The following is a 20,764-nucleotide window of genomic DNA, read 5'->3' on the forward strand; positions in this document are numbered from 1 at the left end:
GTGGCTCTCATGGCTGATACGATGACTGCAGCTCCCGAGACGTTTAATCTCGCCAGTCCTTTTAACCTGGATCGCCTGCTCCGTCCGCGATCCATCGCGATCGTGGGCGCGTCGCCGGATCCCGCTTCGATCGGCGGCGGCGTGCTGGCGAACCTCGAACTCTTCAAATACGCAGGCGACCTCCATCTCGTCAGCCGCTCGCGCGACGAGATCAACGGCCGTCCCTGCGTGAAGACCATCGGCGACTTGCCGAAGGGTGTCGACGTGGTGATCCTCATCGTACCCCAGGCCGCGATCAAGGAATCGGTGCTTGCCTGCGTCGAGCGAGAAGTCGCAGGCGTGATCGTCTATTCTTCCGGTTTCGCCGAAGCCGGGGAGGAGGGTCGCCGGCAGCAGGACGAGCTCGCCGAGATCTGCCGCAAGGCGGGCATGGCCATGCTCGGTCCCAACTGCATGGGCTATACCAACTATGTCGACGGCATTCCGCTGACCTTCGAACCGGTGGATCTGCGCGGCGTCGGCGAACGTTCCCGCGTCGCCATCGTTGCCCAGAGCGGTGCGACCGCCGCCAACATCCGTTTTGCCATGCATTCGCGGGAGATTGCGGTTTCCTACGTGATCGCCACCGGCAACGAAGCGGTTATCGCTGTCGAGGACCTCCTCGGCTGGCTGATCGAAGGCAAGGACAACGACGCCATCGCGGTCTATGTCGAGCAGGTCAAGAATCCGCAGAAATTCCTTGCCGTCGCGAGGCGCGCACGTGAACTCGGCAAACCGATCGTCATGCTGCATCCGGGCTCCAGCGAGCGCGGCAAGGCTGCGGCGCAGTCGCATACCGGCGCGCTTGCCGGCGACCATGCGCTGATGCAGGCGGCCGTCCGCAACGAGGCGGTCGCGCTGGTCGAGACGACCGACGAATTGTTCGACGTCACCGCGATCCTGACGCGTTATCCGTCGCCGCCGCCGGGCGAGGCGGGCATCGTTACCAATTCGGGCGCCATTCGTGGCCTCTGTTTCGATTTCTGCGAACGCGTCGGCCTGCCGATCGCGACGCTGTCGGAAGAGGTGCATGCGGAGCTCGTCACGCAGGTGCCGCCCTATGTGCATGTTGACAACCCGTTCGACATCGGTACGACCGGCTTCTCCAATCCCGGCATTTTCGGCACCTCCACGGCCTCCATGCTGAAGGATCCGAATGTCGGTATCGTGTTCCTGTCGCATGCCGGCGGTTCGCCGCCGATGCAGATCAAGAAGTCGGACGCGATCATTCCGGTCGCCGCGACTGCGACAAAACCGGTCATCCTCAACATCATCGGCGACGATTATCCGCTCGATCCGACCTTCATGAAGGCCGTGCGCGACAGCGGTATCCCGTTCTTCCGTTCGCCGGAACGCGCGCTGCGTGCCATGGCGGTCGTGGCCAATTACGCGGCGGCACTCGCGGCCACCCGCGACCGTGCGCCGGATGGCGAACGGCTGAAGGAGGTCCCGGCCTCCGGCCTCGTCGTCGAATACGAAGGCAAGCGGATCCTCTCCGATCTCGGCATCCAGATCCCGAAGGGGGCGCTGGCGAAATCCGCCGACGAAGCCGTGAAGATCGCAGCGGAGATCCGTTATCCGGTGGTGATGAAGGCGCAGGCAGCCGAACTCGCCCACAAGAGCGATGTCGGCGGCGTCATCGTCAACATCGCCGACGAGGCGGCGCTGCGCGCGGCTCATGAAAAGATGTATGCCAGCATCGCGATGCACAAGCCGGGTCTCAAGCTCGACGGGGTGCTGATCGAGGGCATGGCGCGCCAGGGCCTTGAAATGGTGGTCGGCGCCAAGCGGGATCCGCAATGGGGTCCGGTCGTCCTGGTCGGCCTCGGCGGCGTCTGGATCGAGGCGCTGGCGGATGCCCGCCTGCTGCCGGCGGATATCAGCCGTGAGCGGGCGATCGCCGAGATCGGCAAGCTGAAGGCTGCGAAACTCTTGGGACCGTTCCGTGGTCAGCCGGCGCGTGATGTCGAGGCGATCGCCGACGTGGTCGTCAAGCTCGGAGCGTTGATGCGCTCGACGCCCGAGATCGTCGAAGTCGATATCAACCCGCTCGTTGTCTATGGCGAGGGGGACGGGGTTCTGGCTCTTGACGCGCTATTCGTGGTGGGGTGAGGGCGTAACGCCTCTCATCCGGCTGCCGCCACCTTCTCCCCGCAAGCGGGTAGAAGGACATATGCCGCGCCTTCGCCGTTCCTCCTCGCCCGCTTGCGGGGAGAGGGTGGCCGAGCGAAGCGGAGGCCGGGTGAGGGGCTGCGACGCCAGCCATCTATTGGAATGTCACGAGGGAGGATACCGTGATGCAAGCCCAATCCTATGGTGAATTGAAGCTGTTTGTGGATGGCGAGTGGCTCGGCGCGGAAGGCCGCGTCACCGAGGACGTCATCAACCCGGCAACAGGCGAGCCGATCGCGGCCCTGCCGCATGCGACCACGGAAGACCTCGAGCGCGCCGTGGCCGCCGCCTCCCGCGAATTCAGGGCGTGGAAGGCGACAACCGCCTTCGACCGCGCCAAGATCATCCGCAAGGCCGCCGATCTTCTGCGCGAGCGGGCGAACGAGATCGGCCGGCGCATGGTGCTCGACCAGGGCAAGCCGATCGGCGAAGCGATCCCGGAAGTCCATATCTCCGCCGACATTCTCGACTGGACCGCTGACGAGGGGCGCCGCTCCTATGGCCGCATCGTCCCGGCCCGGGTGCCCGGCGTCAAGTGGATGGTGACGAGGGAGCCGGTCGGCCCCGTTGCCGGCTTCACGCCCTGGAATTTCCCCGGCGTCATTCCGGCGCGAAAAATTTCTGCAGCGCTTGCGACCGGTTGCACCATGGTCATCAAGCCATCGGAAGAGACGCCGTCGACGGTGCTTGAAATCGCGCGAGCATTGCAGGATGCGGGCTTGCCGAACGGCGTGCTCAACGTGGTGCATGGCAAGCCCGCCGAAGTCTCCGAACACCTGATCGCCTCGGACGGCATCCGCAAGATCACCTTCACCGGCTCGACCGCGGTTGGTCAGCATCTGGCCGTCCTCGCGGCACAAGCGGGCGTCAAGCGCGCCACGATGGAGCTCGGCGGTCATGCGCCGGTGCTGATCTTCGAGGATGCCGATATCGACCATGCCATCCGCGTCATGGTCCATGCGAAATACCGGAATGCCGGCCAGGTCTGCATCTCGCCGACCCGTTTCTACGTGCATGACAGTGTCCACGACAAATTCGTCGACGGTTTTGCCAAGGCGGCTCAAACGCTCAAGGTCGGCGAAGGCCTCGATCCGTCGAACCAGATGGGCCCGCTCGCCAACAGCCGGCGGGTTCCCGCCATGGAACGCATGGTCGCCGATGCGGTCCAGCGCGGCGCCAAGGTGAAGGCCGGCGGCGAGCGCGGCAGTAATCGCGGTTATTTCTTCCAGCCGACCGTTCTCGCCGACGTGCCGCAGGATGCGATCATCATGAATGACGAGCCCTTCGGCCCCGTTGCCGTCACCGCCCGCTTTACCTCCTTCGACGAGGTGATCAGCCAAGCCAACCGGCTGCCTTACGGACTGGCATCCTATGCCTTCACCCGGTCCAGCCAGACCGCTTCGATGGTCAGCGACGCGCTTGAGGCCGGCATGGTCGGCATCAACAACAACTTCATCTCGATGGCCGAAACGCCGTTCGGCGGCGTCAAGCAGAGCGGTTACGGCTCGGAAGGCGGCTCCGAGGGCATGGATGCCTATCTCGTCACCAAAATGACCAGCCTTTCGTAAGGCCCCCGACCTTCAGGAGAACATGATGACCATAGAAGCAAGCGATCTGGGCGGAGAGAACGTCAAGGTCGAATTCGAGGACGGCATTGCCTGGGTGAAGCTGAACCGCCCGGACAAGCGCAACGCCATGAGCGTCGGCCTTGCCGAAGACATGATCCGGGTGCTCGACGCGCTCGAGATCGACGACCGCGCCGGCGTCGTCATCCTGACCGGCGAGGGCGAGGCCTTCTCCGCCGGCATGGACCTCAAGGATTTCTTCCGCGCCACCGACGGCGTTTCCGACGTCAAGCGCATGCGCGCCTACCGCTCGACCCGCGCCTGGCAGTGGCGCCTGCTGATGCATTATGCCAAGCCGACCATTGCCATGGTCAACGGCTGGTGCTTCGGTGGCGCGTTCACGCCGCTGATCTGCTGCGATCTCGCGATCGCGTCCGAAGACGCGGTGTTCGGCCTTTCGGAAATCAACTGGGGCGTCATCCCCGGCGGCGTCGTCTCCAAGGCGATCTCGACGCTGATGAACGATCGCAAGGCGATGTACTACGTCATGACCGGCGAGAAATTCGGCGGCAAGATGGCCGAACAGCTCGGCCTGGTGAACGAGGCGGTGCCGGCGGACAAGCTGCGCGAACGCACGGTCGAAATCGCCCGCGTTCTCCTCGAAAAGAACCCGACCGTGCTGCGCCAGGCCCGCATGGCCTACAAGTACGTGCGCGAGATGACCTGGGAGGAATCGGCGGAATATCTGACCGCCAAGGCCGACCAGACGACCTTCGTCGATCCGGAAAAGGGACGCGAGAAGGGGCTTTCGCAATTCCTGGATACGAAGACCTATCGTCCGGGGCATGGGGCTTACAAGCGCGAGGAATGAGGCAAACTCGCTTCTCCCCCGCAAGGGGGGAGAAGGGCGCGCATCTAACCACGAGGCCGACCATGGACCTGAATTATTCGGACGAGCAGCTTCTGTTGAAGGAAAGCGCCGAACGCTTCCTGAAGGACCGCTACGATTTCGAGAAACGGGCTAAGATCCTTGCCTTCGAAACCGGCTTCGATGCCGCGATCTGGGCGGAGATGGCCGATCTCGGCTGGCTGGCCTTGCCCTTCTCCGAGGAAAACGGCGGGCTCGGCGGCGGGGCGGTGGAAATCTCGCTGATCATGGAAGCGATCGGCCGGGCTCTGGTGGTCGAGCCGTATCTCGCGTCCGTCCTTCTCGCCGGCGGCCTGGTCGAAAAGCTCGGCTCCGAAGAGCAGAAAGCCGATATCCTCGGCGGGCTGATCGCCGGCACGTCGCGGCCGGCGCTGGCGCATGCCGAACGGCAGACCGGCTTCGACCTCGGCAATATTGCCGCCACCGCGACGAAGAACGGTGAGAATTACGTCATCTCCGGCAAGAAGCCCCTCGTATTGGGCGGGCCGTTCGCGGATGGCTTCATTGTTTCCGCCAGGCTGGACGGCGATACCGCGACCGGTTCGGATGGTGCGATCAGGCTCTTTGCAGTGCCGGCCAACGCAGCCGGCCTTGAGCAGAGCGAAGTAAAACTCGTCGACGGCAGCCGGGCCAGCGATCTCCTTTTCACGAATGTCTCAGTGCCGGCCTCGGCCTTGTTCGACGCAGATGCCGATACGCTGGCCGAAATCGAAGCCGCCTACGACCGCGCCAACGCGGCCCTCGCCTCCGAAGCGGTCGGCATCATGGATGCGCTGATGGATGCGACCGTTACCTATACCAAGGAGCGCGTGCAGTTCGGCAAGCCACTCGCCGCCTTCCAGGCCTTGCAGCACCGCATGGCGGAAATGGCCGTCAAATGCCAGGAGGCTCGGGGCTCGGCATTGCTCGCCATGCTTTCCGCCGACGCTCCGCGCGTGATGCGGGTTCGCGGCGTTTCCGGCGCCCGCGCCAAGATCGGCAAGGTATCCCGGTCCGTTGCCCAGGAGGCGATCCAGTTGCACGGCGCCATGGGCTTTTCCGAGGAAATGCCGATCGGCTCCTGGTTCCGCCGTCTCTATGCGATCGAGAACACCTTCGGCACCACCGCAGACCACCTGAACCGTTATGGCAAAATCGTCCGTGATCGGGCCGTGCTTTCCGGCGGCCTGCTGCGTGAACCTGTCCACCAGCCCGCCTGAGGAGACATTCCATGGATCTGTTGATGACGGAAGACGAGGTGCGTTTCCGCGACGAGGTGCGGGCGTTTCTCGATGCTCACCTCAACGAGGATCTGAAGCGTGCCGAGCGGTTGAACCCGAGCTTTCTCGCCGATCCGGGCGTCGGGCTGAAATGGCAGGCGAAACTCAACGACAAGGGCTGGGTCGCCCCCTCCTGGCCGAAGCAATATGGCGGCACCGGCTGGACGCTCGCCGAGCGTTATATCTTCGACCAGGAATGCGAACGTGCGGGCGAGCCGCATTTCCGCGGAGCCTCGATCAAGATGATCGCCCCGGTCATCATGCGTTACGGAAATGATGCGCAGAAGGGCTTCTACCTGCCGCGCATCCTGAACGGAGAGGATGTCTGGGCGCAAGGTTACTCCGAGCCCGGCTCCGGCTCCGACCTCGCTTCGTTGAAGACAAAGGCCGTGCTCGATGGCGACCATTACATCGTCAACGGTTCGAAGATCTGGTCGACGCTGGCGCATCATGCCACGCGGATGTTCGCGCTGGTGCGCACCGCCGAAACGGAAAAGAAACAGGAAGGCATCACCTTCATCTTGATCGACCTGAAGTCGCCGGGCGTCACCATCCGGCCGATCCGCTCGATCTGCGGCACGCATGAATTCAACCAGGTCTTTTTCGACGACGTGCGCGTTCCGGTTTCGGATCGCATCGGAGCGGAAGGCGAGGGCTGGGACATCGCCAAATACCTGCTGGAATTCGAGCGGGGCGGGGCCTTTGCCGGCGGCGTGCTGCGCGCCATGCTGACGCGCCTTCACCGGCTCGCCTCCGAGCCGCTTGCCGACGGGCACAGGATGATCGACGATCCGCTGTTCATGGCCCGGTTCGCCGAGATCGCCACGGATGTCGACGCCAACGACATGCTGGAACTTGCGGCCATGTCCAAGGTCCAGGCCGGCGGCAATCCGGGCTCGGTGCCGTCCTCGACGATGAAGATCGAGCGCAGCCGCATCCGCCAATCGATCTGCGAACTCGCCGCCTCGATCCTCGGCCCGGATGCGTTGCGCTGGGAGGAACACCGGCCGCTGCACGAATTGCCGCGGACAAGCGAGATCGACGAAGAGCGCAAGGTCGCCTCCGCCGTTTATTTCAACTCCCGCTCCCAGAGCATCTTTGGCGGCAGCAACGAGATCCAGCTGGAGATCATCGCAAAGACGCTGCTGCGGTGAGCATCTTCTGAAACCATATCCGTTCCGGCGCGTTACCGGGCGAACCCATCGACCCCGGAGAACGCCCGTTGGATATCATCCGCATTCTGCTCGCCTTCATCCTGCCGCCGCTCGGCGTGTTCTTTCAGGTCGGGCTCGGCCTGCATTTCTGGCTGAACATCCTGCTTACGCTGTGCGGCTGGCTGCCGGGCATCGTGCACGCGCTCTGGGTGATCCTCCGAAAATAGTCGGGATCGAGTCATCGTTCGGCATGGAATAAGGCGGGAACCCTTTAAGCGGCGATATCGGCGATTTCGCCCGTCTGCCATAGGATGCGCGGATCCGACATGTCGCCGCTTTCCATATCCACCTGAACCGAATAGGCGGCCACGCCGACGAAGCGGTCGGCCATGGCGCGGGCGATCTTCTCCGCCGAAGCAGCATTCGAGGCCACGCGCATCTCGCCAGGCGTGACATTGCCCCGCACCTTCTTGAACGGCAGCACGATGAACTTCTCGGACCTGGACATGGCGTTTCCTTCTTTGGCGCCACACTGTCGAGATGCGCGTTGCGAAGTCAACAGCCGTAGGCGCAATTTCCCCTAAGTTGACACGCGTTGCCACGGCCGGAATAGTGGCGCGGTTTTAATGGGGCCATTTCATGAACATTCGTTTTTTTCAAGCTGCCGACGGCGAGCAGTTGGCTGTCCTCTTCGAGGAGATGCAAAATTATTACGGCGTCTTCTGCCCACCGCGCGACGCGATCCTCACCGGCCTCGTCAACCGTCCGCCGGAGACCGAGATCCTGGTCGTGACGACCGACCGCATCGTCGCCTTTGCGGCTTTCGCCGCCATCTATCCCGGGCCCGGCCTGCAGCCCGGTTTTTTCCTCAAGGAGCTCTATGTTGCCGGTTCCGAGCGCGGCAAGGATATCGGCACGGCCTTGATGAAGCGGCTGGCGGGCCTGGCTGTGGAGAGGGGGCTGAACCGCATCGACTGGACGGCGGCGCGCGCCAATGAACGGCTTCTGGCGTTCTATGACGGGCTCGGCGGAGATCGGAAGGAGGACCGCATCTTTTACCGGCTCGAAGGAGAAAAGCTGAAGGTGCTGGCCGGCCGGAAGGAATAGCTATTCCTTGTGACCCTGGTATTGCGGGAGGCCGTCGGTAATCTCGTACCAGGGTGCCTTCGAGTCGACGAAGATATGGTGCGTTGGCCGGATTGTCGGGGCATCGACCAGTGTGCCTAACGCTACATGCACCCAGGCCGCTTCGCGCACCTGTGAATAGAGAAGCGACCCGCAGGCATTGCAGTGGGCGTCGTGATTTTCGGCGTCGCCATAGATCAGCAGCGCATCCTCTCCCTTCACCACGGCAAGCTTCTGCCGCTCGATGCCCGCGAACGGCTTGAAGGCCGAACCGGTGGTGCGTCGGCAATTCGAGCAGTGGCAATTGGCGGCATAAACGAAGGCGTCTTCCACCTCGTAGGAGACGGCGCCGCAATAACATTTGCCGCTTAACCTCGTCATGCTGTCGATCTCCTTGATTTCGGTCGAATTTGGCGTAGCTCCTCCGGGGCTCGCCCTGCCGCCGTCGCAGACTATCCGGGCGGGCCGCGTAATAAAGTCCATCACCGAAAGTTGAAGGAAGGCACGCGCAGGGGAGTCGCCCTCCATCCGCTCTGTGTTACAGTTTTAAGAAATCGATAACGCAGTGATTGGATTGCCAATGCTTACAACACTCGCGATGCTCATGAGCCTTTCCGCCGCCGCGACCGCACCGACGGTCGCGCAGCGAACGGGGGGCGAAGTCGATGTGGAACTGGTCCTGGCTGTGGATACGTCCCGCTCCATGGATTACGAGGAGGTCCGCGTTCAGCGCGAGGGTTATGTGGAGGCACTCAAGCACAAGGAATTCATCGACGCCGTGAAGACCGGCCTGACCGGTCGCATTGCCATCAGCTATTTCGAATGGGCTGGTGACGTCGTGCCGGATTCGATCATCGATTGGACGATCATCGAAAACGAGCAGGACGCCATCAACTTCGCCGCCAAGCTCGAAGCCCGGCCGATCAACACCCAGCGCCGTACCTCGATTTCCGCCGCGATTGCCCAGGGGGCGACGATGATCGTGGCCAATTCCTATCGCGGCATGCGGCAGGTGATCGACATTTCCGGCGACGGCCCTAACAATTCCGGCAACCCGGTCGTGCCGGCACGCAACAAGGCCACCGAAGCCGGCATCATCATTAACGGGCTGGCGATCATGCTGCGGCCCTCCGGTGCGCCGGGCGGGCTCGATAAGTATTACGGCGACTGCGTCATCGGCGGTCCCGGTTCCTTCGTGCTGCCGGTTCACGAGATCGAGGATTTTGCGGTCGCCGTCCGCCGCAAGCTGGTTCTGGAGATCAGCGGCCTCATGCCGGCGGCGACCGTGCAGAAGGTGGCCAGCAACCAGCCCTCGAGCGATTGCCTGGTCGGCGAAAAGCAGTGGCAGGACCTGTTCGACCGCTGACGTCTTTTCCGAAGCCGGCCGAATGGAACATTTCCTTCGTATCCAGAGTTTCTTCCCGCTTTTCCGAAAGAGGGAGGGAGCCGGCATTGAACGGTGTCATGACGCAACGGGACGACGACGCTGGCGAAAGCCGACGGTTCCTGATCGGTCTCGGGCGTGGTGCTGCCGGAGCCATGCTGTTTGGCATCCCGATGCTGATGACCATGGAGCTCTGGCAGCTCGGCTTCTATATCGACCGCTGGCGCCTGTTCCTGCTCTTGATCGTCAACATCCCGCTTCTGATACTTCTCGCCCACCGGATCGGTTTCGAACGCACCTCGACGGCAGCTGAAGCTTTTCGCGACGCCACCATCGCCTATGGGCTGGGCATCGTCATAAGCAGCGCAATTCTTGTCATGCTCGGGGACATCAAGCCCCATATGCCCCTGTCCGAAATGCTCGGCAAGATCGCGATTCAGGCCGTACCGGCCAGTATCGGCGCATTGCTCGGCCGCTCCCAGCTCGGCGGGCAGGCGGGTCAGGATGACGATGAGGATAAGAAAGAAGGCGGGGACGCGGTGCCCGACGAAATTTCCACCAGCTACGGCCGCGAGCTTTTCCTGATGGCGGTCGGCGCGCTCTTTCTCAACCTCAACGTCGCTCCGACGGAAGAGATCATCCTGATCGCCTACAAGATGACACCCTGGCACGCGCTCGTCACAATGGTTGCCTCGATCGCCATCATGCATGGGTTCGTCTATGCGGTTGCCTTCAAGGGCACTCATGACATTCCCGAGGGGACGCCCTGGTGGCACGCCTTCTTCCGCTTCACCCTGCCGGGCTACATGGTCGCCATGCTGATCAGCCTCTATGTCCTGTGGACTTTCGGCCGGCTGGACGATACCGCGCCGGCTGAGATGCTGATGTCGGCGATCGTGCTTGCCTTTCCCGGCGCGATCGGCGCCGCCGCCGCCCGCCTCATCCTGTGACGAGTGATCTCCGATGACGACAACCGCCAACAATCGCCATACCGAAGCGCGGGAACCCCGCTTGATCGAATGGGCCACGGGCGTCGTCTCGGCAATCCTGGTTGTGGCGATGATCGGCTGGGTCGGTTACGAGGCTTGGATGGATGAAGATATGCCTCCCGAATTCTCGATCGCCATCACCACGAGAACGCAGGTCGAGGGCGGTTACCGCGTCGAATTCGACATCGCCAACAAGGCGACGGTGACGGCAGCGGCCGTTACCGTGCGCGGCGAGATCCTGGATGGCGGCAACATGGTAGAAGACGCCGACGTCACCTTCGATTACGTACCCGCTGAATCCAAGTCGTCCGGCGCGATCCTGTTTTCACAGGATCCAGGTGCTCGGGAGGTGAGGATCCGGGCGGTCGGATATACCGATCCGTAGGGATCGGGTTCGCCGCCGAGCCCCGGATTATTCCGGCGCCACCGAGATATAGCGCCTCGCGATCATCCAGCAAGCCAGGGCCCAGGTCGCGCCCGCGCACCAGCCGCCGAGTACGTCGGTCGGATAGTGGACGCCGAGATAGACCCGGCTGAAGCCGATGATGAATGTCAGGAAGATCGCCGCGCCGATCAGGAAGATGCGGGTCGAACGGTAGGGCTGGGCGCGAGACAGCAGCGCGCCGAGCGTCAGATAGGTTACAGCCGAGAGCATCGCGTGGCCGCTCGGGAAGCTTAAATCGTTCACCTCGACCAGATGCGGCACGATATCGGGCCTCGGCCGCGCCACGCCGAGTTTCAGGAGCGAACTCAGGAGCCAGCCGCCGGCAATCGACAGGAACATGAAGAGCGCGATCGCCCTCTGCCGCGACAGCAGCAGGAAGGCGGTTCCCATAACCGTCATCAGGGTCAGCACGGTGATGCCGCCGAGCGCGGTGATGTCCCCCATCGCATGATGCACCCAGTAGGGTCCGAGCGGCGTTGCGAGGTCGGTGGCGTCACGCAGGGCAAGCAGGACTTTCTCGTCGAAGGCATGGGTTTCGCCTTCCAGCACTTCGTCGGTCAGCCTGAAGAAGACGAAGAGCCCGCCAGCCAGAAACGCGACCATCATCAAGCCGATCGGCTCGAACGTCATGATCCTTTCGACCACTCTTCGTGTCACCCGTTGATGGAATGCCATCAAAACTCCTTGCTCGATCTCAGTTCACGATCGATCGCATCGCGCGGAGCGACCGATCCACAGAAGGCGGCTGGACGATCCTGTAGCGGGCCTCGATCAATCCATAGAGACCGAAGGCGAAAAGTCCGACCGCCGCCAATCCGTAGAGGATAGCCCCGAAGGGAAGCTGACGCACCCAGGCGAGCGCATCCGCCATGCCGCCAGCCTGCTTCGGATCGACAGCGAAGGCTGCGTAGATGAAGAAACCGCCAATAATGAGGAAGATGATGCCGCGCGCAAGCAGCCCGTAGGTGCAGATGCCGTTGAGGATGGTCCGATGCTCGAATCCGCTTTCGAAAAAGCGGAGATACCCCCGTTTTACGCCCTTGACCGCCTGGGCGCAGCCGGCGCCGACGATCGCCAGACCGACGCCTGCGACGAGGTAGCGTCCGAACGGTTGCTGCATCAGCCACATGGTCCAGCTCTCGCGCCCGCCGGACGATCCTTGGCCGACGCTCAGATGCAGCGCCTGCCCCACTGCATAGAAGGCGAGACCGGTATAGGTCGCGGCGCTGACGAGAAGACCCGCCCTGACCAGATATCCCTTGGCATTGTTTTCATGCCGGTCGGTGTTGAGGATCGATTGAGCTATCCGCCAGAGAACGAAGCCGATCAGGCCCACGCCGATCACGCCAAGCCAGATCTGGCCGAAAGGCTGCTCCAGCACGATCTGCAGCGCGGATTTCGAATCGGGCCGCCCGCCGCCAAAGGTCGACAGCGACGCGAGGCCGGCAATCAGGACGTATACGATGCCCCTTGCCGCATAACCCGACCGCGCCAGCCATTCCAGTTTCCTGTCCTTGTCCATTCCGATCTCCTTCGAAGGATCGACAGGAACGTGCCTGGATGGTCGCGGTTCCGGCTGGGTCGTGTGCCGCGGTATCAGCCGGTCACCTCAATACGGCAACCCCACGTAATTCTCCGCAAGCGCTGTCGAGGCCGCCTTCGAGCCGACCAGATAGTCGAGTTCTGCTTCCTGGATTTTCTGGCCGAATTCCCCCGTATCCGGGAAACGGTGCATCATGGTTGTCATCGACCACGAGAAGCGCACCGCCCGCCAGACGCGCTTCAGCGCCCGGGACGAATAGGCATCGATGCCAGCGACAGATTTTTCCGCGTAATATTCCTGCAGGCCCTCGAAGAGATAATGGACGTCGCTTGCGGCGAGGTTCAGCCCCTTAGCTCCGGTCGGCGGCACGATATGGGCAGCATCGCCAACCAGGAACAGCCTGCCGAAGCGCATCGGTTCGGCGACGAAGGAGCGGAGCGGCGCGATCGATTTCTCGAAGGATGGGCCGGTCACCATGCGTTCGGCATGGTCGGCGGGCAGGCGGCGGCGCAATTCGTCGAAGAAACGCTCGTCCGACCAGTCCTCGATCTTTTCATCGAGCGGGCACTGGATGTAATAGCGGCTGCGGGTCTCCGACCGCATCGAGCAGAGCGCGAAACCGCGCGGATGGTTGGCATAGATCAGCTCGTGGCTGACCGGCGGCACATCGGCCAGGATGCCGAGCCAGCCGAACGGGTAGACCCGCTCGTAAGTATCGAGCGCGCTTTCCGGCACGGATCTGCGGCTGACGCCGTGAAAGCCGTCGCAGCCGGCGATGAAATCGCAATCGATCCGGCGGGTGACACCGTCCTTCTCGTAGGTCACGTAGGGATTTGCGCCTTCGAACCCATGCGGGACGACATTGCCGGCATCATAGATCGTCACGCCGCCGGACGCTTCGCGCTTGTCCATCAGGTCATGGGTAAGCTCCGTCTGGCCGTAGACGGTGACGCGCTTGCCTGTCAGGCCGAAGAGGTCGATACGATGATCCCGGCCGTCAAAGGCAAGCGAAAACCCGTCATGCGGCAGGCCTTCCTTGTGCATGCGGGCACCGGCTCCGGCGCGATCGAGCATGCCGGCCATGCCTTCTTCCAGCACGCCGGCCCGCACGCGGCCGAGGATGTATTCCTTGCCCACCCGATCAAGGATGACATTGTCTATGCCCGCATTGGTGAGCAATTGGCCGAGCAGCAGGCCGGAGGGGCCTGAACCGATGATGGTGACTTTGGTGCGCATGAAATCCTCCCAAGATTTGTCTCATGGTAAGCGCGCAACCGGGAGGGCAAACAATGGACATTTCATGCAATTCATAGGACAAAACGAACATCGGCCCCTCCGGAGCATGTCATGCGTTCGCCAGTCCCCACTTACGACCTCTATGGCGAAAGCCGAGCCGGACGGCCGGATTTCTGGCTGCATTGCGAAACGATCGCCTCCCGGAGCAGCACGCATCATTGGGAGATCGGCCTGCATCGTCACGAGAGTTTCCAGCAGTTCCTGTACATTCGGAACGGATCGGGCGATGCCATCCTTTCTGGAACGACGGTGGCGCTGACGCCGCCCTGCGTGGTGGCGGTGCCGCCGGGTGTCAGCCATGGTTTTCGGTTTTCGCGCGATATCGATGGGCTGGTGATCACGTTGGTGGCCGAGCGGCTGCGGCTGACGGCAGGGCTTGCCAAGCGGCCCGGCGACTGGCTGTCGTACCCGCGAATGATCCCGGTTCCTGTCGGCGACGATGTCGGTTATCTCGATCAAACCTTTTCGCGGCTGTTTGCTGAATTCGAGGCGCGGCGGGTGGGCCGCAACGATCTGATCGAGGCGCTTCTGACGGCATCGATCCTGATCCTCGCGCGAGCGGTGCAGCCGGATGCAGCCGGCGGAGCCGGGGATGCGAAACTTGCCCGCGTCGAGGCGCTGAAGGAGCTGATCGGCCTGCATTTTCGCGAGCAGCTTGCGGCGGAAGCCTATGCGAAACTGCTCAACCTTTCGCCGACGCATCTGAACCGCGTGGTGCGGGAAGTGACCGGAATGAGCGTCCACGACCTGATCATGGCGCGGGTCATGGACGAGGCGCGCCGGGCACTGGTTTTCACCACGGCGAGCGTGCAGGCGGTGGCCGACGGGCTGGGCTTTGCCGACGCCGCCTACTTTACCCGCTCGTTCCGCAAACGGACCGGCCAGACGCCGCGCCAATACCGGGAAGCGGAGCGGGAAAGACTGGCGCGGGTCGAGGCCGAATAGAACCAGCTCACGCTTGGAACAATTCGGTGATAATTCGTGTGCGACGGTCTTTGGATCATTCTTCCGCCACATGCGTTTCCCAACGCTGCCAAACCCGCTCGCATGAGTCTCACCAAGGGCGGCTGAAGAATTAAAGGAGTACAGGGATGAAGAAGATTGTTGCCGTGGCGCTCGCCGCTTTGCCGGTCGTAACCAGCGCCGGAGCCGCCTTTTCCGCCGACATGATCACGCGCCGGGACCGCGTTCCGGTCTATGAGGAGCAGGATCAGCGCGGCGGCGTTCGCATCGGTTATCTCGATTGCTCGATCGGCGGCGGCGTCGGATACGTGCTCGGTTCCGCAAAGGAAGCCGACTGCGTCTTCACCACCGCGATCGGCAGCGAACCGATCGATCGTTACACGGGCGTGATGCGCAAGATGGGCGTCGACCTCGGCTTTACCACCCGCTCGCGGCTGATCTGGGCTGTCTTCGCACCGACCGCCGGCTATCATCACGGTTCGCTCGGCGGCCTCTACCAGGGCGCTACCGCCGAGGCCACGGTCGGCGCCGGCATCGGCGCCAACATCCTCGTCGGCGGCACCGCCGGCTCGATCCACCTGCAGACGGTGAGTGTCACCGGCCAGCTCGGTCTCAACCTCGCTGCCACCGGCACCTCGGTCACGCTGACGCCCGCGGGCTGAGATCGCAGCAAAGCTTCGCCCCTCCCCAGAGCGAGGGAGGGGCGGCAATTCGCCAAGATAATTTTCCGAGCGTTAAAGTTTTTTCGCTCTGTTCGGTGCTCTATGCCAACACCGGACGGAGTTTCAGATGCGGAGAGGCCTAAATGATTTCGCGTTCGAAGAAATAAGCTTCATGGGCAATAACGGGGAGCTGGAAACGGTCCGGCTTCGGGACTACTCCATCAAGAATATCGACGCGAAAGTCAGTATTCGCTTCTTCCACGTCATCGATGCGATAGCCGAACGGATCACGCAAAGCGAATATGTCGTGGGCTGCTCTCCCTGGCTGACCTCAACGAAGATTAGAGAAGCGCTGGAAGAGATTAAGGCCTTTTCCATTGTTGCTTCGTCGCCGGATACGAAATCCCGGTTCGGATCGGATGCGAAATTTCCTCATGAAATTGTCAACAAGCTGGAGTGGGAGGATGTTGATTTCGCATTCGAAGATTGGTCCAAGGTCCAGCCCGTAGAATTCGTCAAGATGATCGAACAGCCGCAGCGATCCGAAAGGCTTCATAGCAAGTTCATCGTGTTTTACGATCGCCTCAACGATGGAAGCCTGGTTGCGCGCGAATTCGTCATGGGATCCGCTAATCTGAGCAACAATGCCGAAAATCAGTTTGAATGCGTTACATTCATAGAATCCGAACAGGCCACCCGGGCAATGATTTACAACTGGTATCAGATGTTGATCGTCGCCGGTTATCAACGCGACAAGGCTCTTATACGCTTGGGCGCTTTCATGTCGGAGCTAGACCAGCACAATCGCACAAGGCACCTTGGGCTTGGTGGGGGCTGGAAACCGAAGACCCGTGGGCAATGCAGCATCCGGACTTCTTTCTAAAGGGTAGCTAGCCGAAGTCGGGACTACGCGTGAGGCTGCATCGGCATCTACGGAATCCGCTCGGCGAGAAATTTGGAGAAGCCATCCACCTATAACCGTCCCCTTGCGCGCCGCCGATCATATTCATACCTTAAAGGGGCGGTATGGTCCGGTTCTGCAGACCCTTGCGGGGTTCGGACCGCGTATTGCCTCATCAGGATTTGCATCATGGATATCGAGAAAATTTTGCGGTCGGTCGTGGCCGTGCGTGCTTCCATTCCGGACAACGCCTTTACGGCAGGCACCCTCGGCACCCGCCGGGAGGGAAGCGGCGTGGTGATCCGCGAAAACGGGCTGGTCCTGACGATCGGTTACCTGATCACCGAAGCCGAAGACGTCTGGCTGACATGCCAGGATGGCCGGGTCGTGCCGGCCCATGCGCTTGCCTATGACCAGGAAAGCGGCTTCGGCCTGGTCCAGGCCATGGCGCCGCTCGATCTGCCGGCGCTTCAGATCGGCGATTCCGCGACAGCCACACTCGGCGACCCTATCATTCTTGCCGATGGCGAGGGCGAGTATGTGCGCGGCAATATCGTCGCCAAGCAGGAATTCGCCGGATACTGGGAATATCTGCTGGACGAGGCGATCTTCATCGCGCCAGCCCATCCCTCCTGGGGTGGGGCGGCGCTGATCGATACGGAAGGCAAGCTGCTCGGCGTCGGGTCTCTGCGTCTGCAGATGAGCAAGGGGGGCGAGATCGCCGACATCAACATGGTCGTGCCGGTCAATCTCCTGAAGCCGATCCTCGACGACCTCCTAAATCGCGGCGAGTTCAATCGTCGGCCGCGCCCGTGGCTTGGCGCCATGTCCGCCGAAAGCAATGGCGAAGTGGTCGTGATGAGCGTCACCGAAAACGGCCCGGCCGCCCAGGCTGGCCTCAAGCGGGGCGACGTGATTTCGGAAATCCGCGACGGCGAAGTCGACGGGCTTGCGGACTTTTACCGCAAGATCTGGGACAGCGGTCCGCCAGGCGCGGAAATCCCGATGCGGATCCTTCGCGACGGGCGCGAGGCCTGGCTTCGGGTAAAGTCCGCCGACCGGAACGATTTTCTGCACAAACCGCAGCTGCAGTGATCGCGGTGATCCGCTCGGAAGCGGGCCTTGCTCGCTTCCGTTGGCTACCGCACCAGAATAGCCCGGAAGTCGTTGACATTGGTGCCAGTCGGCCCCGTCTCGAAAACGTCGCGAATCGCGGAAAATCCCGAAAAGCTGTCATTCCCATCGAGAAGCTTGCGTCCATCCAAACCGGCAGTTCGCAGGCGTCTTGCCGTCGTGCCGTCGGCGAACGCGCCGGCATTGGTTTCGGAGCCGTCTATTCCGTCCGTATCGGCGGCGAGTGCGGTGATCTCGTAGCCATCGATCGCCAGTGCCAGGGCGAGCGCGAATTCGCCGTTGCGGCCGCCCTTGCCGCCTTTGTTGCGCAGCGTCACCGTCGTCTCGCCACCCGACAACAGAACCGCCGGCCTGGCGAACGGCCGGTCGCGGAGTGCCACCTCGCGCGCCAGGGCTGCATGCACCAGGGCGACATCGCGGGCTTCTCCCTCCACAGAATCGGAGAGAATGTAAGGCGTCACGCCCCGGGCGCGGGCAACTTCGGCGGCCGCTTCCAGCGACACGCCGGCGGAGGCGATAACGAAATGCTCGTGACGCGCAAAGATTGGATCGTCCGGCCTCGGCGCATCCGCGGCCGGCGAGTTCAGATGCGCCATCGTCGCAGCCGGCAGGGCCAGCTTGTATTGATCGACGATGGCGAGCGCATCCTGGCGCGTCGTGCCGTCCGGGATGGTCGGTCCCGAGGCGACGAATGCCGGGTTGTCGCCGGGAATGTCGGAGACGATCAGGCTGACGACGCGGGCCTTGGTGGCTGCTGCCAGCCGGCCGCCCTTGATGGTCGACAGATGTTTGCGCACGACGTTCATGGCCGAGATCGGCGCCCCCGAGGCAAGCAGCGTCTCGTTCAAGGCGATCTCGTCTTCGAGCGTCAGGCCTTCCGGCGGTGCGGGCAGCAAGGCCGAGCCGCCGCCGCAGACGAGTGCGATGACGAGGTCGTCTGCGGACAGGCTGGAAATCGTCTCGACCAGCCGTTTTGCGCCGGCAAGGCCCGCCGCATCGGGCACCGGATGGGATGCTTCCAGGATCTCGATCGACCTCGTCTCGCAACCGTAACCGTAGCGGGTCACGACCACGCCGGTCAGCGATCCGGTCCAGACGCTCTCAAGTGCTGCCGCCATCTGAGCCGCGCCCTTGCCGGCGCCGATGACGACGGTTCGCCCGTTGGTCGGCGGGGCCGGCAGGTGTTTCACGATGCCGGTCAAAGGATCGGCGGCCTTCACGGCGGCGGCAAACAGCGCCTTTAGCAGGTCCCGGTCGGTCATCGCGTCTCTCCTCTTCTCCTCATGCGCGCCCTTTCGATCACGGCAGTCAACAGCCGTCAACCTGGCTTGATCGCGCCTGGCCGGTCGCGCGGAACAAAGCGAGCGAGTGTCGGTTGTCCCACGGGCTCGCCAGAACGAAGGAGCGAAATATGGCTGAATATCTGAAAGAAGCCGGTTACCCGGGCCAGATCGACATCGGCGGCGACAGGTCGCCCGTGACTTACAAATTGAAGGCCCGCAAGGAGGATGACGGCGCGTTCCATGTGGCCGTGAGTCTCAGCGCCCCGCGCGACTGGCTGCTCAAGCACGGTTTCCGCAAGGAGGCCACGCTTGTGCGCCAGGGCGGGGCCGAGATGCCCGTGCATTTCGAGGAGACGCTGAATGTTGCGGACAATATTTCGGTGACGCTGCGCGCCGACGACGCGGTGATCGCCTCGATGGACGAACTTCGCCGCACATTTCCGGAGCTGCGGCCGACGTAACTCGTCGGCCGCTATTTGCGCACAGGAACCGCAACGTATATTCGCTGGCCCGGCCGCTTGTTCGGCCGGATGTGTTTTGGCGATTTGGGGCGACGAGGCTTGGAGAAGCTTGAAGAGAAGGCGGCGGCGCGGTCCTGCGGGACCTGCACACTCTGTTGCCGGCTTCCCGAGATCGCGGCCCTGGACAAGCCGGCCGATACCTGGTGCCGGCATTGCACGGAAGGAGAGGGCTGCGCGATCTATGCCGCCCGCCCTAAGCTCTGCCGTGATTTTCTTTGTCGGTGGATGACGGATCCCGATCTTTCCGATGACTGGCAGCCATTTCGATCCAAGATGCTTGTCTATGACCAGGGGCCGCAGCTGACGGTGCTGGTCGACCCGGATCATCCCGACGTTTGGAAACACAAGCCATATTTTTCCGACCTGCAAGCCTGGGCGGAGGCCGCGGAGGCGCGGGGCGGCTATCTCATTCTTTTCTGTGGCGACAGCGTCGTGAAAATAGAACCTGGCGTCACCGCGCCGGCATGATTTCCGCAGCGGCCTGGCGGATGGTTTGCATCAGGATCGACAGAGGCGTGGAGGGATTGGCGTCGGCGCGGATGGTGAGGCCGACCGGGCCGCGGGTCTCGCTGGTGTCGATCGGCAGCGTTGCCAGAACCCCGTCCTCGATGTCGGCCGCGACCACGCCGGCCGAGATAATCCAGATCGCATCGCTTGATCGCACGAAGGCCCGGCCGAAGGCGTCCGAGACGGTTTCCACCTGGGTCGGCAGGCTGGCGACGCCGTTGGCGATCAGGAATTGCTCGACCGAAGGCCGAATGATCGAGCCGCGCGTCGGCATCAGCACCGGATAGTCGGCGAAACCGTCGAAGATTGATCGCCCGGCGTCCAGCAGCGGGTGGCCGGCGCGGACAGTGAACACGACCTGTTCCGAATAAAGATGTTCGAAGGAGAGGCCGGTCATCTTTTCCGGCGAGGCGAGGCGGCCGACCACCAGATCGAGATCGCCGATCCTGAGCTGTTCCATCAAAACGGCATTATCTCCCGTCACGATCTTGACCCGGCTGCCGGTTTTCTCGGTGAGGAACATCGTCATGGCGCGGGGCATGATACGGGTGGAAACGGTCGGAAGCGCACCGATCCGGACCGGCGGCGCGGAATCGAACAATTCCTGCGAGACGGAATCCATGCCCTGGCGGAGCGCCGTGAGCGCCGCGCCCGCATGGCGCAGGAACACCTCGCCGTAGCGGGTGATACGGATGCCGCGGCCGTCGCGCTCGAAAACGGCCACGCCAAGCGCTTCCTCGAGTTCGCGGATGGTCTTGGTGACGGCCGGCTGGCTGACATGCAGAATTTCGGCGGCCTTGACCACACTTTTTTGCCGAGCAACCTCGACGAATGTATGCAGGTGCCGGAACTTGACTCGGGAATTGATCAAGATCAAATAACCATGGGGTTAGG

The 20,764-nt window shown here is 62.6% G+C and carries 23 protein-coding genes; 16 read left to right on the plus strand and 7 right to left on the minus strand.

The window, feature by feature from the left end; all coding sequences use genetic code 11:
* Window positions 1-9: 9 nt before the first annotated feature.
* The 6 genes from J2X76_RS14785 (at window position 10) to J2X76_RS14810 (ending at window position 7,344) form a co-directional block, all read left to right on the plus strand.
* A complete protein-coding gene (locus tag J2X76_RS14785) occupies window positions 10-2,151 on the plus strand; it encodes an acetate--CoA ligase family protein (protein WP_310217437.1) in 2,142 nt (713 codons plus the stop codon).
* A 185-nt stretch (window positions 2,152-2,336) separates the two neighbouring features.
* Window positions 2,337-3,779 (plus strand): NAD-dependent succinate-semialdehyde dehydrogenase, encoded by a 1,443-nt coding sequence (locus J2X76_RS14790; protein ID WP_310217440.1) that lies wholly within the window; start codon window positions 2,337-2,339, stop codon window positions 3,777-3,779.
* Between the two features lie 25 nt (window positions 3,780-3,804).
* Window positions 3,805-4,647: a p-hydroxycinnamoyl CoA hydratase/lyase gene (locus J2X76_RS14795; protein WP_113127586.1), complete on the plus strand. Its 843-nt coding sequence runs from the start codon at window positions 3,805-3,807 to the stop codon at window positions 4,645-4,647.
* Window positions 4,648-4,709: 62 nt separating this feature from the next.
* Window positions 4,710-5,903, plus strand: a complete 1,194-nt coding sequence (locus tag J2X76_RS14800) for an acyl-CoA dehydrogenase (protein ID WP_310217443.1) — start codon at window positions 4,710-4,712, stop codon at window positions 5,901-5,903.
* Window positions 5,904-5,914: 11 nt separating this feature from the next.
* On the plus strand, window positions 5,915-7,117 hold the full coding sequence (locus tag J2X76_RS14805; protein ID WP_310217446.1) for an acyl-CoA dehydrogenase family protein: 1,203 nt from the start codon (window positions 5,915-5,917) through the stop codon (window positions 7,115-7,117).
* Window positions 7,118-7,185: 68 nt separating this feature from the next.
* A complete protein-coding gene (locus tag J2X76_RS14810) occupies window positions 7,186-7,344 on the plus strand; it encodes a YqaE/Pmp3 family membrane protein (protein ID WP_113127589.1) in 159 nt (52 codons plus the stop codon).
* Between the two features lie 44 nt (window positions 7,345-7,388).
* On the opposite strand, the gene J2X76_RS14815 is transcribed toward J2X76_RS14810, so the two are convergent.
* Window positions 7,389-7,625 (minus strand): hypothetical protein, encoded by a 237-nt coding sequence (locus J2X76_RS14815; protein ID WP_040123933.1) that lies wholly within the window; start codon window positions 7,623-7,625, stop codon window positions 7,389-7,391.
* A 131-nt stretch (window positions 7,626-7,756) separates the two neighbouring features.
* Between J2X76_RS14815 and J2X76_RS14820 the strand changes: the two genes are divergently transcribed.
* The gene (locus tag J2X76_RS14820; protein WP_310217451.1) at window positions 7,757-8,224 is read left to right on the plus strand and encodes a GNAT family N-acetyltransferase; all 468 of its coding nucleotides are present in this window, start codon (window positions 7,757-7,759) and stop codon (window positions 8,222-8,224) included.
* On the opposite strand, the gene J2X76_RS14825 is transcribed toward J2X76_RS14820, so the two are convergent.
* Window positions 8,225-8,623 (minus strand): GFA family protein, encoded by a 399-nt coding sequence (locus J2X76_RS14825; protein WP_310217454.1) that lies wholly within the window; start codon window positions 8,621-8,623, stop codon window positions 8,225-8,227.
* Window positions 8,624-8,822: 199 nt separating this feature from the next.
* On the opposite strand from J2X76_RS14825, the gene J2X76_RS14830 reads away from it, so the two are divergent.
* The 3 genes from J2X76_RS14830 to J2X76_RS14840 all read left to right on the plus strand — a co-directional run bounded on the left by J2X76_RS14830 (window position 8,823) and on the right by J2X76_RS14840 (window position 11,000).
* Window positions 8,823-9,608, plus strand: coding sequence for a DUF1194 domain-containing protein (locus J2X76_RS14830; RefSeq protein ID WP_113127591.1), 786 nt, complete (start codon window positions 8,823-8,825; stop codon window positions 9,606-9,608).
* 98 nt (window positions 9,609-9,706) lie between these two features.
* Entirely contained in the window at window positions 9,707-10,576 is an 870-nt protein-coding gene (locus tag J2X76_RS14835; protein WP_310217457.1) for a TIGR02587 family membrane protein, read from the plus strand.
* A gap of 13 nt (window positions 10,577-10,589) precedes the next feature.
* A complete protein-coding gene (locus J2X76_RS14840; RefSeq protein ID WP_310217458.1) occupies window positions 10,590-11,000 on the plus strand; it encodes a TIGR02588 family protein in 411 nt (136 codons plus the stop codon).
* 27 nt (window positions 11,001-11,027) lie between these two features.
* Here J2X76_RS14840 and J2X76_RS14845 read toward each other — a convergent pair whose 3' ends face one another.
* The 3 genes from J2X76_RS14845 to pobA all read right to left on the minus strand — a co-directional run bounded on the left by J2X76_RS14845 (window position 11,028) and on the right by pobA (window position 13,839).
* Window positions 11,028-11,735: a phosphatase PAP2 family protein gene (locus J2X76_RS14845; protein WP_113283050.1), complete on the minus strand. Its 708-nt coding sequence runs from the start codon at window positions 11,733-11,735 to the stop codon at window positions 11,028-11,030.
* A gap of 19 nt (window positions 11,736-11,754) precedes the next feature.
* Window positions 11,755-12,582 (minus strand): DUF1206 domain-containing protein, encoded by an 828-nt coding sequence (locus J2X76_RS14850; protein WP_310217461.1) that lies wholly within the window; start codon window positions 12,580-12,582, stop codon window positions 11,755-11,757.
* 87 nt (window positions 12,583-12,669) lie between these two features.
* Window positions 12,670-13,839 (minus strand): 4-hydroxybenzoate 3-monooxygenase, encoded by a 1,170-nt coding sequence (pobA, locus tag J2X76_RS14855; protein ID WP_310217464.1) that lies wholly within the window; start codon window positions 13,837-13,839, stop codon window positions 12,670-12,672.
* A 111-nt stretch (window positions 13,840-13,950) separates the two neighbouring features.
* Here pobA and J2X76_RS14860 point away from each other — a divergent pair, with 111 nt between their 5' ends.
* The 4 genes from J2X76_RS14860 (at window position 13,951) to J2X76_RS14875 (ending at window position 17,520) form a co-directional block, all read left to right on the plus strand.
* Window positions 13,951-14,844, plus strand: coding sequence for a helix-turn-helix domain-containing protein (locus J2X76_RS14860; protein WP_310217466.1), 894 nt, complete (start codon window positions 13,951-13,953; stop codon window positions 14,842-14,844).
* A gap of 146 nt (window positions 14,845-14,990) precedes the next feature.
* Window positions 14,991-15,524, plus strand: coding sequence for a DUF992 domain-containing protein (locus tag J2X76_RS14865; RefSeq protein WP_113127597.1), 534 nt, complete (start codon window positions 14,991-14,993; stop codon window positions 15,522-15,524).
* Between the two features lie 127 nt (window positions 15,525-15,651).
* Window positions 15,652-16,407: a hypothetical protein gene (locus J2X76_RS14870; RefSeq protein ID WP_310217468.1), complete on the plus strand. Its 756-nt coding sequence runs from the start codon at window positions 15,652-15,654 to the stop codon at window positions 16,405-16,407.
* Window positions 16,408-16,614: 207 nt separating this feature from the next.
* The gene (locus tag J2X76_RS14875) at window positions 16,615-17,520 is read left to right on the plus strand and encodes a S1C family serine protease (RefSeq protein ID WP_310217471.1); all 906 of its coding nucleotides are present in this window, start codon (window positions 16,615-16,617) and stop codon (window positions 17,518-17,520) included.
* A 44-nt stretch (window positions 17,521-17,564) separates the two neighbouring features.
* Here the strand turns inward: J2X76_RS14875 and J2X76_RS14880 are convergent, their stop codons facing one another.
* Window positions 17,565-18,821: a glycerate kinase gene (locus tag J2X76_RS14880; protein WP_310217474.1), complete on the minus strand. Its 1,257-nt coding sequence runs from the start codon at window positions 18,819-18,821 to the stop codon at window positions 17,565-17,567.
* Window positions 18,822-18,970: 149 nt separating this feature from the next.
* Between J2X76_RS14880 and J2X76_RS14885 the strand changes: the two genes are divergently transcribed.
* Together J2X76_RS14885 and J2X76_RS14890 are read left to right on the plus strand one after the other, a co-directional pair.
* Window positions 18,971-19,303 carry a hypothetical protein gene (locus J2X76_RS14885; protein ID WP_310217477.1) on the plus strand — a complete coding sequence of 111 codons (333 nt, stop codon included), beginning with the start codon at window positions 18,971-18,973 and terminating at the stop codon, window positions 19,301-19,303.
* Between the two features lie 99 nt (window positions 19,304-19,402).
* Window positions 19,403-19,831, plus strand: a complete 429-nt coding sequence (locus J2X76_RS14890) for a hypothetical protein (protein ID WP_310217480.1) — start codon at window positions 19,403-19,405, stop codon at window positions 19,829-19,831.
* On the opposite strand, the gene pcaQ is transcribed toward J2X76_RS14890, so the two are convergent.
* Complete coding sequence (pcaQ, locus tag J2X76_RS14895; RefSeq protein WP_113127829.1) at window positions 19,815-20,741, minus strand: pca operon transcription factor PcaQ; 927 nt, start codon at window positions 20,739-20,741, stop codon at window positions 19,815-19,817. The genes J2X76_RS14890 and pcaQ overlap by 17 nt on opposite strands.
* Window positions 20,742-20,764: the final 23 nt, after the last annotated feature.

This window comes from Neorhizobium sp. 2083, from assembly GCF_031455615.1.
Classification (GTDB): Bacteria; Pseudomonadota; Alphaproteobacteria; order Rhizobiales; family Rhizobiaceae; genus Neorhizobium.

Bases quoted from the DNA above. Each gene is read 5' to 3' on its own strand.
- J2X76_RS14785 (WP_310217437.1), top strand. From the start codon at position 10: ATGGCTGATACGATGACTGCAGCTCCCGAGACGTTTAATCTCGCCAGT.
- J2X76_RS14790 (WP_310217440.1), top strand. From the start codon at position 2,337: ATGCAAGCCCAATCCTATGGTGAATTGAAGCTGTTTGTGGATGGCGAG.
- J2X76_RS14795 (WP_113127586.1), top strand. From the start codon at position 3,805: ATGACCATAGAAGCAAGCGATCTGGGCGGAGAGAACGTCAAGGTCGAA.
- J2X76_RS14800 (WP_310217443.1), top strand. From the start codon at position 4,710: ATGGACCTGAATTATTCGGACGAGCAGCTTCTGTTGAAGGAAAGCGCC.
- J2X76_RS14805 (WP_310217446.1), top strand. From the start codon at position 5,915: ATGGATCTGTTGATGACGGAAGACGAGGTGCGTTTCCGCGACGAGGTG.
- J2X76_RS14815 (WP_040123933.1), bottom strand. From the start codon at position 7,625: ATGTCCAGGTCCGAGAAGTTCATCGTGCTGCCGTTCAAGAAGGTGCGG.
- J2X76_RS14820 (WP_310217451.1), top strand. From the start codon at position 7,757: ATGAACATTCGTTTTTTTCAAGCTGCCGACGGCGAGCAGTTGGCTGTC.
- J2X76_RS14825 (WP_310217454.1), bottom strand. From the start codon at position 8,623: ATGACGAGGTTAAGCGGCAAATGTTATTGCGGCGCCGTCTCCTACGAG.
- J2X76_RS14830 (WP_113127591.1), top strand. From the start codon at position 8,823: ATGCTTACAACACTCGCGATGCTCATGAGCCTTTCCGCCGCCGCGACC.
- J2X76_RS14835 (WP_310217457.1), top strand. From the start codon at position 9,707: ATGACGCAACGGGACGACGACGCTGGCGAAAGCCGACGGTTCCTGATC.
- J2X76_RS14840 (WP_310217458.1), top strand. From the start codon at position 10,590: ATGACGACAACCGCCAACAATCGCCATACCGAAGCGCGGGAACCCCGC.
- J2X76_RS14845 (WP_113283050.1), bottom strand. From the start codon at position 11,735: ATGGCATTCCATCAACGGGTGACACGAAGAGTGGTCGAAAGGATCATG.
- J2X76_RS14850 (WP_310217461.1), bottom strand. From the start codon at position 12,582: ATGGACAAGGACAGGAAACTGGAATGGCTGGCGCGGTCGGGTTATGCG.
- pobA (WP_310217464.1), bottom strand. From the start codon at position 13,839: ATGCGCACCAAAGTCACCATCATCGGTTCAGGCCCCTCCGGCCTGCTG.
- J2X76_RS14860 (WP_310217466.1), top strand. From the start codon at position 13,951: ATGCGTTCGCCAGTCCCCACTTACGACCTCTATGGCGAAAGCCGAGCC.
- J2X76_RS14865 (WP_113127597.1), top strand. From the start codon at position 14,991: ATGAAGAAGATTGTTGCCGTGGCGCTCGCCGCTTTGCCGGTCGTAACC.
- J2X76_RS14870 (WP_310217468.1), top strand. From the start codon at position 15,652: ATGCGGAGAGGCCTAAATGATTTCGCGTTCGAAGAAATAAGCTTCATG.
- J2X76_RS14875 (WP_310217471.1), top strand. From the start codon at position 16,615: ATGGATATCGAGAAAATTTTGCGGTCGGTCGTGGCCGTGCGTGCTTCC.
- J2X76_RS14880 (WP_310217474.1), bottom strand. From the start codon at position 18,821: ATGACCGACCGGGACCTGCTAAAGGCGCTGTTTGCCGCCGCCGTGAAG.
- J2X76_RS14885 (WP_310217477.1), top strand. From the start codon at position 18,971: ATGGCTGAATATCTGAAAGAAGCCGGTTACCCGGGCCAGATCGACATC.